Source organism: Massilia antarctica (assembly GCF_015689335.1).
Classification (GTDB): Bacteria; Pseudomonadota; Gammaproteobacteria; order Burkholderiales; family Burkholderiaceae_D; genus Telluria_A; species Telluria_A antarctica.
This window is the reverse complement of sequence record NZ_CP065053.1, coordinates 6,078,435-6,092,832: the sequence shown is the minus strand read 5'-3', so window position 1 is coordinate 6,092,832 and position 14,398 is coordinate 6,078,435. Positions and strand designations below refer to the sequence as shown.

Here is a 14,398-nt window from a genome sequence, read left to right as displayed (position 1 = left end):
GTGTCCTTCTGTTCCCAGCGCGTGGAACCGGCGGCGTGGGCGTATGCCGCGGCCGGGCGCGCTACGGCGACTGCGCCATGCCGTAGCGCGCGACAATGTCGTCGTAGCTGCCGTCTTCGCGCATGGCATGAAGCGCCCGGTTGAAAGCGTCGCGTACCTCGCGGTTGCGAAACGCGACCTGAAACCCGGTGGTCGCAGCGAAAATCGGATGGTAGTCGAGTTCCACCCGGGTATTGAATTCGGCACTGAATTGCTTGCGGTACCACTCAAAGACTTTCTTGTCGACGATGATCAGATCGACCCTGCCGACCCAGAACATGCGGTTCTGGGCATTCTGGTTGGCCGGCTGAAAATAGTTGGCAGGAAACCGTCCATCGGCGCTGGGCCGGTAGCGCGCCTGGAAGTCTGGGCCCAGATCGCGCCATCCATTTTGCCAAATGGCAAAGGTGTAATCGTCGAGATCGGGGATGGCGTGGAGCACGATGTGCCTGTTCCGGCGCGAAATGGCGACGTTCTCGTACCGGATGAACTCGTCCGAGAAGTAGGTGCCATCGCCATCGCTGCCGCGTACGCTCACTGCAAGGTCGATACCGTCGCCCTTGACGAAAGCCAGCAACCGTACGTTGGGCGCTTCGTGGAAGGTGACGCCGCGTCCGGCGCGCCGCAGCGCTTCGACCACCACATCGACTTCGATGCCCGTGGCTTTGCCTTGCGCGTCACGAAACGAAAATGGCGGACGGTTGCCTTGCTTTACCGCCAGCAGATTACCCGCACACGCGGATCCGGCCAGGCTTAGGCAAATGACGAGCCATAGTGCTGCGAGTTTATTCATCGTCTGCTCGTTCGGCGCGTAAAGGCGACGCCATGCGCATCGGGGGGCCGGGTGCGCGTCGGATCAGTTGGCCATCCGGACGAACGTGGCTTGCAAAGCCTGGTGCCGGCGATGTCGTCCGACGCATGCCCCATTGAAATGCTTTATTCAGCATGGGTCAACTCTTTCTTCACTTTATGAAACGCATTTTCATGCGGCAGCCACTCGTGCAAGGCGTGCGACGCAGGGCCGCGCTCTGCGGCACAGGCGGCAGAAGAAGAGAGCGAAAGAGAAAATAGTTGTTCAATAACAATATTTTTTTGTGGGGCTGACAGCGCCTTGGAGCCTGCCCGCAGCTCCTGGATGTGGCGCAGTGGCTGGCGCCTGCGCACCGGCTTTTCACAGGTGGGTTCACGTCATGGAAGCGGAGCGCTGTCCGGACTGGCGCCAGTTTTTCTGATATCCGGGCAGCGCTGACAGTTACGCCGGCAGCGATTGCATATCGATGACAAAACGGTAGCGCACATCGCTCTTGACGACGCGCTCGAACGCCTCGTTGATCATCGCGATATCGATGATTTCGATATCGGCGCTGATATTGTGCTTGCCGCAGAAGTCGAGCATCTCCTGGGTTTCCTTGATCGAGCCGATCATCGAGCCGGCCAGGCTGCGGCGCGCACCGATCAGCTTGAAGGCATTGACCGGCGGCGTTGCCGCATCGGGCACGCCCACCAGGGTCATGGTGCCGTCGATTTTCAGCAGCCCGATGTAATCGTTCCAGTCGACGGCCGCACCGACCGTATTGATGATCAGGTCGAACTGGCCGGCCAGCTTGGTAAAGGTATCCTTGTCGCTGGTCGCGTAATAGCTGGCGGCGCCGAAACGCAAGCCATCTTCCTTCTTGGCGAGCGACTGGCTCAGCACCGTCACCTCGGCGCCCATCGCGTGAGCGATCTTCACGCCCATGTGGCCAAGGCCGCCCAGGCCGATGATGGCGACCTTCTTGCCGGGACCGGCTTTCCAGTGGTTCAGCGGCGAATACAGGGTGATGCCGGCGCACAGCAGCGGTGCGGCCTTGTCCAGCGGCAGATTGTCCGGGATCGACAGCACGTAGCCTTCCTTGACCACGATGTGGTTGGAATAGCCGCCGAAAGTGGGCGTGACCCCGTCGGCCTCGACGCTGTTGTAGGTCTGGACCAGCCCAGGCATGTACTGCTCCAGATCGACATGGCGGGTGCCGCATTTGGTGCAGGAATCGACGAAGCAGCCGACGCCGACATGATCGCCCACCTTGAATTTTGTCACGTTGGCGCCGATGGCCGTCACGACGCCGGCGATTTCATGGCCCGGCACCATGGGGAAGGTCGCACCGCCCCATTCGTCGCGCGCCTGGTGGATATCCGAATGGCAGACGCCGCAGAACTTGATGTCGATGGCGACATCGTCGGCATGCGGCGCGCGCCGCTCGAATGAAAAGGGAAGCAGTTTTTCCTTGGCGGCCAATGCCGCATAGCCTCGTGCGAGTGTCATGGTTGAAAATCCTATATGGATGAGATGGGATGGTTGATGCATCAAGCGGCCTCGCTCGACCTTGGCAGGGTGGGTCGCGCGCGAAAAGATGTTCGCACCTGTGCGTTTCGTCTAGCTGGTGCAGTCTGCGGATCTGCTACAAGAACAATATACGCGCTGCGCAGCATTCCGGCCGGACTGCACGAACCGCATAGCCTGGCAAGTCTTGCAAACCCGTCGCGGTGGACGACGGCCTGTTGGGCGACGTTGGCTTTGCCAGCCTTTAGGTTGAGCGGCGGCGCAGATTGGCCTTGTGCGCAAGCCACAACAGCGCGGCCGGCAATACCGGCACCAGGATGCAGGCGATCAGTCCTTCGACGATGCCTGCGTCCATGAAGTTGATTGTCGCAGCGATGCCGGAGACGACGCCGATGTACGCCAGCGCGTTGAGAAGGACGATGAGGCCCGAGAACAGCAAACGGTTTCCCTTGCCCGCCACGGCAAGGAAGATGGCAGGGCCGATCGCCGACCCGAGCACGAAATAGATCGTCGGCCCAAAGCGGATATGCACGACGTACACGCAGACCAGCATCGACATCATCGTGCCGACATGTATGTACCAGGGCAAGTAGCGGGGGCCGTCCGGCGCGGTGGTCGGGGGGATTTCGGCGGACGGATTCCTCTTTGATTGGTTCTCGGGTGGTGGCTGCTTCGTCATGGCATCGCAGCGCCAAGGGTCACATTATCAGCTTTAAACCGTTGAGCTGGAATTCATACTGGGCTTGGGGTGTTAAACCACCTTTGCCGGCCTGCGCGCGCAAGCTGGAGGGAATTAACATATCGACATTATTTTGGTTCAAGGGTATGATGCATGACTTTTTAGAAACGTTTTCAGGTATTGGCAGCGCCATGATCCGGTTTCGCGGCGCAACGCAAATGACAGCCGCGGTGCGAATGGGCGATGACGCCTGCCACCGCGCGCCGGTCGCTGGCCGCATGATGCGCCGATCCGATTTTGTTTCCCTCCGATTTCACCAACGAGAGTCACAGCAATGAGCCAATACAATCTCGACGAAGCGAGCTTCGACCTTCACCCTGATCTGAAAGACCGCACGGTCAACCAATTCATCATCAACGATAACGGCCCGAGCGATTTCTCGTTCGTCATTTCGCGCGCCGAAGACTTCACCGAGACCACGGTGGACGCCTTCGCCCTTCGCCTTGCAAGCGAGCTGCGCAAGGCGTTGCCGAAATTCGAACTGCTCGGCAAGCGCGACCTGACCGTGGACGGCTCGGCAGCGGTTCAATTGCACTACACCTGGCGCAATGGCGATAGCGAGATGCACCAGCGCCAGGTCGCCGTCTTTGTCCAGGCCGCCAGCGCTGACCGCAGCAAGGCATTGCTGTTGACCGGCACTAGTCACGGTGCCTTCAAGGATGAGTGGAATACGGCGTTCGATACCATGCTCGGCAGCATGCACCTGCATGCGCCGGTGCCGGCCGCAGCCCAAGCCGTGCAGGAGTCCTGATTGGGCGCGGCGGCCGGACGTGTCGACGATCCTATCGCGCATAGTCATGCGATGGGCGGATTGATCGCCGGCCTGGTGATCGGCGCGCTGGTCGGTGCCGCCATCATCGCCACCGGCGGCCTGGCGCTGGTGGCGGTGGCCGGGGCGGTGGCCGTCACGGCCGGCGCCGCCGGCGTCGGGGAAGTGGTCGGTTCGATGAATGTGACCGACAAGGTCTTTGGCGCCAACCTGACCGGGGCGGTCAAGACCGGCTCGCTGAACGTCTTTGCGAATGGCAAGCAGGTCGCGCGAGCCCACCTCTCCACCGCCCTTTGCGCCACCCATGGACCGGCTCCCCAGCTGGTCGTGCAAGGCTCGTCCACCGTGTTCGTCAACGGCCAGCCCTTCGCCCGCGTCGGCGACATGATCAGTTGCAGCGCGAAGATCCATGCCGGCTCCCCCAACGTCTTCGTCGGCGGCGCGACGGCCACTACCGATCCCGACCTGATCAAGCCGGAGGTACCGGGCTGGGTGCACACGACCCTGCTGGTGGCGGGATTGGCCAGTGCCACGGTGCTGGCCGGCCCCTTGGTCGCCCTCGGCGGGCTGGCGCTCGGCATGTTGGGTGGGGAAGTCGGCGGATACGTCGGCGGAATGATGTTCGGCGAGGGGTCGGACGGCCAGAAGGCCATGATGCTGGGCGGCAGCATGCTCGGGGGCATGGCCGGCGCCAAGGGCGGCGCGTGGCTCGGCAACAAGTACATCCCCACTCCCACCACGCCGGCCATGGCTTTCGTCAAGGGCGGCGTACCCGGCGTCGCCAAATTCAACCCCGTCAACGAGCGTCCGAACGGGACGAAATGCAAGTGCGGCGATCCGATCGACGTCATCACCGGCGACGTCATCCTGGAACAAACCGACTTTGCCCTGGCGGGCGCCTTGCCCATCGTGCTGCGGCGCGTGCACACCTCGGGCAATCCGGTCGGGACGGTATTCGGCAAGGCCTGGGCCAGCACCTGGGGCCAATGGATCGAAGTGAAGGGCGACGCGGAGCTGGTGTTCCATGCCGAGGACGGCGCATCGATGCGTTTCGACATGCCGAAGCCTGGCGCCAAGGTTACCCATGGCGTGTATCAGGCGTACAGCGTGAGCCGGCTCGACGGCCACTTCCTGGTCGAGCGGCGGCATCAGCCCAGCTTGCGCTTCGAACAGCGCGATGCGACGCATTGGCATTTGTCGGCCATCACGGACCGCAACGCGAACCGGATTGCGCTGATCTACGACGGCGCGGTGCTGAGCGAGGTGCGCCACAGCGGCGGCACGCGCCTCAAGGTCGAGGCGAGCGAACACGCCATTACCCGCATCAGTTTGCTGCATGCGGATGGCGCGCAGACCACCCTGGCCAGCTACACCTACCATGCTGACGGCGAGCTGTCGGCCATCGTCAACAGCAGCGGTTTGCCGCTGACATACACTTATGACGGCGCCCATCGCCTGACCCGCTGGCAGGACCGCAATGGCGTGTGGATCGGCTACCGCTACGACACCAGGGGGCGCTGCGAGCAAACCAGCGGCGGTGGCGGCGGCCATATGACCGGCGGCTTCGTCTACGACGATGCGCGCAAGGTCAACACCTATACCGATTCGCTGGGCCACGCCACCGAATACCACTACAACGACGATTACCAGGTCATCAAGGAAGTCGATGCCCGCGGCGGCGTCAGCCAGTTCGATTTCGACGCGCATTGCAACCTGGTCGCCGCCATCACGCCGGGCGGCGCGGTCCTGCGCTGGGCTTATGATGCGCGTGGCAACATGGTTGGCCACATCGATGCGTCGGGCAAGGAAACCGTCGTCGCCTACAACCAGCGCGACTTGCCGGTGGCCGTGACCTCGCCCGATGGTACGCGCATCGAACGCGGCTACGACGAACGTGGCAACCTGGTCCAGGTCGGCGGAAGCGGCGCATGGACGCGCTTCGAGCATGACGCGCAGGGCAATGTGCTGCGCGTCGTTAATCCGGCTGGAGCGCAGGCCGCCTTTACCCACGATGAGCGCGGGCTGCTGACCAGTGTCACCGATTGGCTGGGCAACCCGACCCGGCTCGCGCGCGACGCCTTCGGCAGGGTCAGCGCGCGCACGGACCCGCAGCAACATACCAGTCATTACGTCTACAACGTCGAAGGCTTGCCGCTGGAGATCACCTTGCCGGGTGGCAGCCGCCACCTCGCCAAGTATGATCCCGAAGGCAATTGCATCGCGCGCACCGATGCGCTGGGCAACGTGACACGCCACGCTTATGGCGCATTCGACCGGCTGACCCAGACGACCGAGGCCAACGGCGCCGTCACGCGCTACGAATACGATACCGAGCTGCGCCTGGGCGCCGTTGTCAATCCCATGGGCGAGCGCTGGAGCTATCTGCGGAACGCCACCGGGCAAGTCATCGCGGAAACCGATTTCGCCGGCCGCACCGTTCAATACGAAGTCGACGCCGACGGTCTGGTGATCGGGAAACGCACGCCGTCGGGCCAGCATACGCGCTACTTGCGCAATCACGCGGGCCAGTTGCTTGAACAGGTCGCCAGCGAGGGCAGCACGCGCTACACCTACGATGTGCTGGGCCGCCTGGATAGCGCCGTCAATGCCGACAGCGACATCCGCTTCGAGCGCGATGCACAGGGGCGCGTGGTCAGGGAAACCCAGAACGGGCGCAGCATCGTCAGCGGCTATGACCTGATGGGCCGGCGCACCGAGCGCAGCAGTTCTGGCGGGCACAGCAGCGTGTGGGAATTCGACGCCAACAGCCTGCCGCTTGAACTGACCTTGCCCGATGCGCAGATGTTCAGCTTTCTTTACGACAGCGGCGGTCGTGAAACAGGGCGTCAATTGCCGGGCGGCGCCCGCATCGAGCAGGAATACGACCCGCTCAACCGCCTGACCCGGCAATGGACCGGCATCGCGGCGGACAAGGGCCGGCAGGCACGCACCTTGCAGGAACGCGCGGTCAATTACGATGGCAACGGCAATCCGCGCAAGCTGGGCGAGCGCAGTACCGGCGTCATCGACATCGGTTACGACAATGTGGGTCGGGTGACCCAAGCGAACCGTGGCAACGGCGGCGAGCAATACGCTTATGATCTCGCGGGTAATCTGATCGATGCGATCAAGCAAAAAGCGCTGCTCGACACCGACGACGGCAACGCCGACACGCGGGGACAACGCCTCCATCAGCGCGGCAAGCTGATGCAAGCTGGCAAGGTCAAGTACGAATACGACCTGGAAGGCCGTGTCACGACGCGTATTGAAGGCAAGCGCTGGGGCCGGCAACAGCACTGGCACTACGTGTGGAACAGCGAGAACCGCCTCAAGCGCGTGATCACGCCCGATGGCGATGCCTGGGAATATACCTATGATGCCCTGGGCCGCAGGCTGACCAAAAAGCAGGTCCCGAGCGATCGCGCTGCGCGCTTTACGGAAGTGGAATACCTGTGGGATGGCCACACGGTCGCCGAGGAAAGGCGTTTTGGGAGGAAGCCGGACGGCAAGGGCGGATCGGACCTCATCGAGGAGATCTGCGCCACCTGGGACTACGAGCCTGACAGTTTCAGGCCGCTCGCCAAGACCGAGACGATCCGGCGCAAGGGCAAGGAAACCAGCAAAACGTATGCGGTGGTTCTTGACCATATCGGAACGCCGAAGGAGCTGATCGACGCCGATGGCGTTATCGCGTGGCAGGCGAGGAGCAATCTGTGGGGCGAGATCGAGGAAACGACGGTCAGCCAGACCGATTGCCCGATCCGCTTCCAGGGGCAGTACTACGACGCCGAGTCGAAGCTGGCGTACAACTGGCATCGCTATTATGATGCGAGTACCGGGCGGTATTTGACGCCGGATCCGTTGGGCTTGGCGGGTGGGCCGAATCCGTATGCGTATGTGGATAATCCGCTCAGCTCTACGGATCCGCTTGGGTTGATGGACGCATGTAATAACAACAGTGGAGGGTTAAAACTTTCCAAAGATGCAAAAAAAAGGTTCGATGAGCGCAAATATCGTGAGGCGTTGGATATACACTATGAGGATTTGATTAGAGCAAAAACTGGTGGAAAGTCGGAAGTAATCAATGGAAGAGAAATTGATGCTGTTACTTCTGATAAATTAATTCAGGCTAAGCGATCAACTTCCGCCATTGAGAACCCAAAAACGTTTTTAAATAAATCGACGCGAGATCAAATAAAGAAAACAATTGAAACCGGAAATGAAATCGGCAAGAGTACGGAGTACTGGTTTAAATATGGAGTTCATCCAAAGGTGAGGGCGTATATTGAAGGAAAAGGCGCAACGGTTATTACTGGATTGGGGGATTGATCTTGGCTAAATTTTCATTAATCAGAGGATGGCTGGAATGTTCTTTTGATGACGTAGCTGAAATAAAAAAAACAATTGATGAGCATTGGAAGCTTTTTCCCGGCTATGCGCTCACGGAAAGCCAGGCAGAATTGTATAAAAATGGCTGGACTTTCCCTCCTGGGCCAATGAATTGGATTAGTCTCGTATTTTACGGGGGCAATCTGAACGAACGTGCCACTCAGTTTTTTAAAGATTGCCTTGAAAAAATATCGCGGATGGAATTGGAAGTATGTGGGACGTTTTTTGTCGATGACGAGGAAGGCGAAGATTTTCGATTGTGGATGTTAAATGAGGGTAGCTTTTCGGACGTTAAGCGTAGTTTCTCTGCAAAGCCGAAGTTAATTGACTAATTCGTAAATGGCGACTGATTGTTCCCGAGCTGGCCATCGGTTTGGGCTGGAATGGATTCAGAAACGCGGGCAGGTCACGGTTCCGTGATGACGCCCGGCCAGCAGACTGCTCTGATGCGGCATGCTTGACACGAGTCACACGTGTGATCAAGCGAGAGGCCGATCATGGCTTTCGTCAGGGGCGGCGTACCTGCCGCCAGCAAATTCAACTCCGTCAAGGAGCGTCCCGACGAGACGCTCTGCAAATGCGGCGATCCGATCGACGTGGTCACCGGCAACGTGATCCTGGAACAAACCGACTTCGCCCTGGCGGGCGCCTTGCCCATCGTGCTGCGGCGCCTGCACACCTCCGGCAATCCGAGCGGCACGCTATTTGGCAAGGCCTGGGCCAGCACCTGGGGCCAATGGATCGAAGTAAACGGCGACGCGGAGCTGGTTTTCCACGCCGAGGACGGCGCATCGATGCGTTTCGACATGCCGAAGCCTGGCGCCAAGGTTACCCATGGCGTGTATCAGGCGTACAGCGTGAGCCGGCTCGACGGCCACTTCCTGATCGCGCAGCGGCATCAGCCCAGCTTGCGCTTCGAGCAGCGCGATGCGACGCATTGGCATTTGTCGGCCATCACGGACCGCAACGCGAACCGGATTGCGCTGATCTACGACGGCGCGGTGCTGAGCGAGGTGCGCCACAGCGGCGGCACGCGCCTCAAGGTCGAGGCGAGCGAACACGCCATTACCCGCATCAGTTTGCTGCATGCGGATGGTGCGCAGACCACCCTGGCCAGCTACACCTACCATGCTGACGGCGAGCTGTCGGCCATCGTCAACAGCGGCGGTTTGCCGCTGACATACACTTATGACGGCGCCCATCGCCTGACCCGCTGGCAGGACCGCAACGGCGTGTGGATCGGATACCGCTACGACACCAGGGGGCGCTGCGAACAGACCAGCGGGGGCGGGGGCGGCCATATGACCGGCGGCTTCGTCTACGACGATGCGCGCAAGGTCAACACCTATACCGATTCGCTGGGCCATGCCACCGAATACCATTACAACGACGATTACCAGGTCATCAAGGAAGTCGATGCCCGCGGCGGCGTCAGCCAGTTCGATTTCGACGCGCATTGCAACTTGGTCGCCGCCATCACGCCGGGCGGCGCGGTCCTGCGCTGGGCTTATGATGCGCGTGGCAACATGGTTGGCCACATCGATGCGTCGGGCAAGGAAACCGTCGTCGCCTACAACCAGCGCGACTTGCCGGTGGCCGTGACCTCGCCCGACGGTACGCGCATCGAACGCGGCTACGACGAACGTGGCAACCTGGTCCAGGTCGGCGGAAGCGGCGCGTGGACGCGCTTCGAGCATGACGCGCAGGGCAATGTGCTGCGCGTGGTCGATCCCGCCGGTGCCCAGGCCGCCTTCGCCCACGATGAGCGCGGGCTGCTGACCAGTGTCACCGATTGGCTGGGCAACCCGACCCGGCTCGCGCGCGACGCCTTCGGCCGCGTCACCGCGCGCACCGACCCGCAGCAACATACCAGTCATTACGTCTACAACGTCGAAGGCTTGCCGCTGGAGATCACCTTGCCGGGTGGCAGCCGCCACCTCGCCAAGTATGATCCCGAAGGCAATTGCATCGCCCGCACCGATGCGCTGGGCAACGTGACACGCCACGCTTATGGCGCATTCGACCGGCTGACCCAGACGACCGAGGCCAACGGCGCCGTCACGCGCTACGAATACGATACCGAGCTGCGCCTGAGTGCCGTTGTCAATCCCATGGGCGAGCGCTGGAGCTATCTCCGGAACGCCACCGGGCAAGTCATCGCGGAAACCGATTTCGCCGGCCGCACCGTTCAATACGAAGTCGACGCCGACGGTCTGGTGATCGGGAAACGCACGCCGTCGGGCCAGCATACGCGCTACCTGCGCAATCACGCGGGCCAGTTGCTTGAACAGGTCGCCAGCGAGGGCAGCACGCGCTACACCTACGATGTGCTGGGCCGCCTGGATAGCGCCGTCAATGCCGACAGCGACATCCGCTTCGAGCGCGATGCACAGGGGCGCGTGGTCAGGGAAACCCAGAACGGGCGCAGCATCGTCAGCGGCTATGACCTGATGGGCCGGCGCACCGAGCGCAGCAGTTCTGGCGGGCACAGCAGCGTGTGGGAATTCGACGCCAACAGCCTGCCGCTCGAACTGACCTTGCCCGATGCGCAGATGTTCAGCTTTCTTTACGACAGCGGCGGTCGTGAAACAGGGCGGCAATTGCCGGGCGGCGCCCGCATCGAGCAGGAATACGACCCGCTCAACCGCCTGACCCGGCAATGGACCGGCATCGCGGCGGACAAGGGCCGGCAGGCACGCACCTTGCAGGAACGCGCGGTCAATTACGATGGCAACGGCAATCCGCACAAGCTGGGCGAGCGCAGTACCGGCGTCATTGACATCGGTTACGACAAGGTCGGGCGGGTGACGCAAGCGAGCCGCGGCAACGGCGGCGAGCAATACGCTTATGATCTCGCGGGTAATCTGATCGATGCGATCAAGCAAAAGTCGCTGCTCGATACCGACGAGGGCAACGCCGACACGCGGGGACAACGCCTCCATCAGCGCGGCAAGCTGATGCAAGCTGGCAAGGTCAAGTACGAATACGACCTGGAAGGCCGTGTCACGACGCGTATTGAAGGCAAGCGCTGGGGCCGGCAACAGCACTGGCACTACGTGTGGAACAGCGAGAACCGCCTCAAGCGCGTGATCACGCCCGATGGCGATGCCTGGGACTATACGTATGATGTCCTGGGCCGCAGGCTGACCAAAAAGCAGGTCCCGAGCGATCGCGCTGCGCGCTTTACGGAAGTGGAATACCTGTGGGATGGCCACACGGTCGCGGAGGAAAGGCGTTTCGGGAGGAGGCCGGACGGCAAGGGCGGATCGGACCTCATCGAGGAGATCTGCGCGACCTGGGACTACGAGCCGGACAGTTTCCGGCCGCTCGCCAAGACCGAGACGATCCGGCGCAAGGGCAAGGAAACCAGCAAAACGTACGCGGTGGTTCTTGACCATATCGGAACGCCGAAGGAGCTGATCGACGCCGATGGCGGTATTGCCTGGCAGGCGAGGAGCAATCTGTGGGGCGAGATCGAGGAAACGACGGTCAGCCAGACCGATTGCCCGATCCGCTTCCAGGGGCAGTACTACGACGCCGAGTCGAAGCTGGCGTACAACTGGCATCGCTATTATGATGCGAGTACCGGGCGGTATTTGACGCCGGATCCGTTGGGCTTGGCGGGTGGGCCGAATCCGTATGCGTATGTGGATAATCCATTAAGTTCTATTGACCCGCTAGGGTTGATGGATGTGTGTACCACCGAAGACGGGTCGCTCCCCGGTAAAAAATATCGACCTGAGGCATCGTTGAGTAATAGTCCAGCGAAGCAACATGGTATAAAGTGGGGATATAATGAAGCTCAGAACCGCGCCAGAACCAAAGGAAATTTGCAAGGGCAATTTGGTTCAAAAGCAGATGTGGAATATGCCATAGCCGAGGCAAGAAAGTTGCCAATTGGAGAAAGAGTGGTGATTGAAGCTCCAGAAGGTACCTTGAACATTCTTCATCTTCCGACTGGAGGGACTAAGCCCGCTACCCATATTTTTATCGAGGTCCAGCCCGCTGGCGCAGGTGGCGGGAGTATTCATGCATTTCCCGTTCCAAAAAATTATCCTGTAACTCCTCGAACAACGAAAATAAAGACATAAAATGACTTGGGATATAAATATTGTGGATATAAAGGACCTGCAGTCGCCTGATTGTCTGCAAGTCTACGATTTTTCGGCCGCTATTGACAAAACCTTCTCATATCACACCGATTTTTTTACAATAAAGTGGAATGGTGTTGGTTTAAAATTTCCTTTTACTTATTGTTTATCTGATATTCTTGATAATCTTCTCGATATCATTGAAGAGTTAATTCGGCTCGAATCAGGTGAATACTATACGGGATTTTTGCATGAGGAAGAATTCGATTGTGATTGGCAACTAAACTGGAACTGCGATGACCTTGAGATTCGCGCAGATTGGCGGCATGGACCGCTTCCTGTTGGTGAAAGGGGCGAGAATTTTTGTAAATGCACGGTTAGTAAAAATTATTTTCTGAAGTCATGGGGTAAACTTTTTGAACACTGTGTAAAACAAGTAGACGAACATCCGTTCGAATACGAAAATTACAACCAAATTTTGCGAATAAAAAAAATTATTGCCCATGTAAATTTATTGACTTGACCGACCATGCAAGTTCCTTGCGAACTTCTATCCTTTCACACAGCAATGACCGCCGTTCTGATTTGGGGACACCAGAATTGTGGGGACTCGTGGGATCATGTACCCATCCGTAGCTCAATCCTCCCAAGTTAAGGAATTTGCTTAAAAAATATGGTGAATAGTTGATAAATAGCTTGACATATAGATTATGAACTGCGCCGCCAGTGAGATTTTTTCTCGCTGGCTACCATGTCTCTTACTGCACTTTTTATCGACCTCGCTGTGCGATTACAGTCCCCCGAATTCCTTGACTCGGCCAGGCATCCCGAGCATCCGACGGCGTTTACACGGCGCCGCAAGCTGCCGTTGCCGTCGCTCGTGGCGCTCATGCTGAGCGGCATGCGCATGAGCATTCAGGCCGAACTCGACACGTTCTTCGGCCACCTGGCGGGGCGCGCCCAATTGCTGCGCACAGTGTCCGAGCAGGCGTTCGCGCAAGCGCGCGCCAAGCTGTCCCTGACCGCCATCCCTTTGCTCAACGACTGGCTCGTCGCCCGCGCCGAGCAGCATGGGTTCGTGCCGCGCTGGCGTAGCTTGCGCCTGGTCGCCGCCGACGCCTCGACGGTGCGTTTCGGCCTGCGCACCAGCTGCCTCGCGCGCGCCGCGCTGCCCGACCAAATTCTCTTCGGCCTGTTCCTGCCTGGCGCAGAGCTGATGCTGGCGACCTCGCTGCACGGCATCGAGGAGTGCGGCGAGCGCCAGATGCTGGTCCAGCATCTGGACCGACTCTCAAGCGACGACTTGCTGCTGCTGGACCGGGGCTATCCAGCGTGCTGGCTCGTTGCACTGCTCAACGAGCGCGCTATCTCGTTCTGCATGCGGGTGGAAAAAGCCGGTGACGGCGGCTTCGCCTGCGTGCGCGCGTTTCTACGTTCCGGCCTCGATGAGCAGGTGGTTACACTCAATGCGCCATCGCGGCGCGATGCCGCCGACTACGAATTTAACCGCGCGCCCCAGCAGGTTCGCCTGGTGCGCCACGTCGCGCCGAACGGCAAAGTACGCGTGCTGATGACCAATTTGTTCGACACCGGGCGCTTCCCGGCCAGCGCCTTTGGCGACCTGTACCACAAGCGCTGGCGCATTGAGGAAGCCTTCAAGCGGCTCAAGCACCGCCTCAACCTGGAGCATGTCTCCGGCCTGTCGCAGCAGGCCGTGGTCCAGGATGTCGCCGCCAAAATCATGTGCGATAACCTGCAGACTTTAGCTGCGCTGACCGCCCATGACCAGGCCGACTTGCGCGCGGTCGACCGCATCAACCACGCATACGCCCATACCGCACTGAAGCCCGCGATGCCGGCACTGCTGCTTGGCAGGCAGATCGCCAGGAACTTGCGTGACGTGCTCAAGTTACTTGGAAAACACACTTACCTTCATCGAGAAAACCAGTCTAAGCCGCGCAAACCCAGACCGAAATCGCACAAATTCATGGCGCAAAAGCCATGTTGATCAATGCACATTCCTTAACTTGGGAGGATTGATCCGTAGCTGG

At 60.0% G+C, this 14,398-nt stretch carries 10 protein-coding genes; 6 read left to right on the top strand and 4 right to left on the bottom strand.

Annotated features, from left to right (window positions below; translation table 11 throughout):
* Positions 1-61: 61 nt before the first annotated feature.
* From IV454_RS26730 to IV454_RS26715, 4 genes are all read right to left on the bottom strand, one after another.
* Complete coding sequence (locus IV454_RS26730) at positions 62-832, bottom strand: substrate-binding periplasmic protein (protein ID WP_206088638.1); 771 nt, start codon at positions 830-832, stop codon at positions 62-64.
* A gap of 143 nt (positions 833-975) precedes the next feature.
* Complete coding sequence (locus IV454_RS26725; protein ID WP_206088637.1) at positions 976-1,203, bottom strand: hypothetical protein; 228 nt, start codon at positions 1,201-1,203, stop codon at positions 976-978.
* Positions 1,204-1,291: 88 nt separating this feature from the next.
* Positions 1,292-2,341: an NAD(P)-dependent alcohol dehydrogenase gene (locus IV454_RS26720; RefSeq protein WP_206088636.1), complete on the bottom strand. Its 1,050-nt coding sequence runs from the start codon at positions 2,339-2,341 to the stop codon at positions 1,292-1,294.
* A gap of 262 nt (positions 2,342-2,603) precedes the next feature.
* Positions 2,604-3,038, bottom strand: coding sequence for a hypothetical protein (locus IV454_RS26715; RefSeq protein WP_206088635.1), 435 nt, complete (start codon positions 3,036-3,038; stop codon positions 2,604-2,606).
* Between the two features lie 334 nt (positions 3,039-3,372).
* On the opposite strand from IV454_RS26715, the gene IV454_RS26710 reads away from it, so the two are divergent.
* The 6 genes from IV454_RS26710 to IV454_RS26685 all read left to right on the top strand — a co-directional run bounded on the left by IV454_RS26710 (position 3,373) and on the right by IV454_RS26685 (position 14,355).
* The gene (locus IV454_RS26710) at positions 3,373-3,849 is read left to right on the top strand and encodes a DcrB-related protein (protein ID WP_206088634.1); all 477 of its coding nucleotides are present in this window, start codon (positions 3,373-3,375) and stop codon (positions 3,847-3,849) included.
* Positions 3,850-8,196 (top strand): restriction endonuclease fold toxin, encoded by a 4,347-nt coding sequence (locus tag IV454_RS26705; RefSeq protein WP_206088633.1) that lies wholly within the window; start codon positions 3,850-3,852, stop codon positions 8,194-8,196. It begins immediately after the preceding gene.
* A 2-nt stretch (positions 8,197-8,198) separates the two neighbouring features.
* Complete coding sequence (locus IV454_RS26700; RefSeq protein WP_206088632.1) at positions 8,199-8,588, top strand: hypothetical protein; 390 nt, start codon at positions 8,199-8,201, stop codon at positions 8,586-8,588.
* A gap of 165 nt (positions 8,589-8,753) precedes the next feature.
* A complete protein-coding gene (locus IV454_RS26695; protein WP_206088631.1) occupies positions 8,754-12,347 on the top strand; it encodes an RHS repeat-associated core domain-containing protein in 3,594 nt (1,197 codons plus the stop codon).
* Between the two features lies 1 nt (position 12,348).
* The gene (locus IV454_RS26690; protein WP_206088630.1) at positions 12,349-12,870 is read left to right on the top strand and encodes a hypothetical protein; all 522 of its coding nucleotides are present in this window, start codon (positions 12,349-12,351) and stop codon (positions 12,868-12,870) included.
* A gap of 261 nt (positions 12,871-13,131) precedes the next feature.
* Positions 13,132-14,355, top strand: a complete 1,224-nt coding sequence (locus tag IV454_RS26685; RefSeq protein ID WP_229521732.1) for an IS4 family transposase — start codon at positions 13,132-13,134, stop codon at positions 14,353-14,355.
* The last annotated feature ends 43 nt before the right edge of the window (positions 14,356-14,398 follow it).

Coding starts and splice junctions, on each gene's coding strand:
- IV454_RS26690 (WP_206088630.1), top strand. CDS start 12,349: ATGACTTGGGATATAAATATTGTGGATATAAAGGACCTGCAGTCGCCT.
- IV454_RS26710 (WP_206088634.1), top strand. CDS start 3,373: ATGAGCCAATACAATCTCGACGAAGCGAGCTTCGACCTTCACCCTGAT.
- IV454_RS26730 (WP_206088638.1), bottom strand. CDS start 832: ATGAATAAACTCGCAGCACTATGGCTCGTCATTTGCCTAAGCCTGGCC.
- IV454_RS26715 (WP_206088635.1), bottom strand. CDS start 3,038: ATGACGAAGCAGCCACCACCCGAGAACCAATCAAAGAGGAATCCGTCC.
- IV454_RS26720 (WP_206088636.1), bottom strand. CDS start 2,341: ATGACACTCGCACGAGGCTATGCGGCATTGGCCGCCAAGGAAAAACTG.
- IV454_RS26695 (WP_206088631.1), top strand. CDS start 8,754: ATGGCTTTCGTCAGGGGCGGCGTACCTGCCGCCAGCAAATTCAACTCC.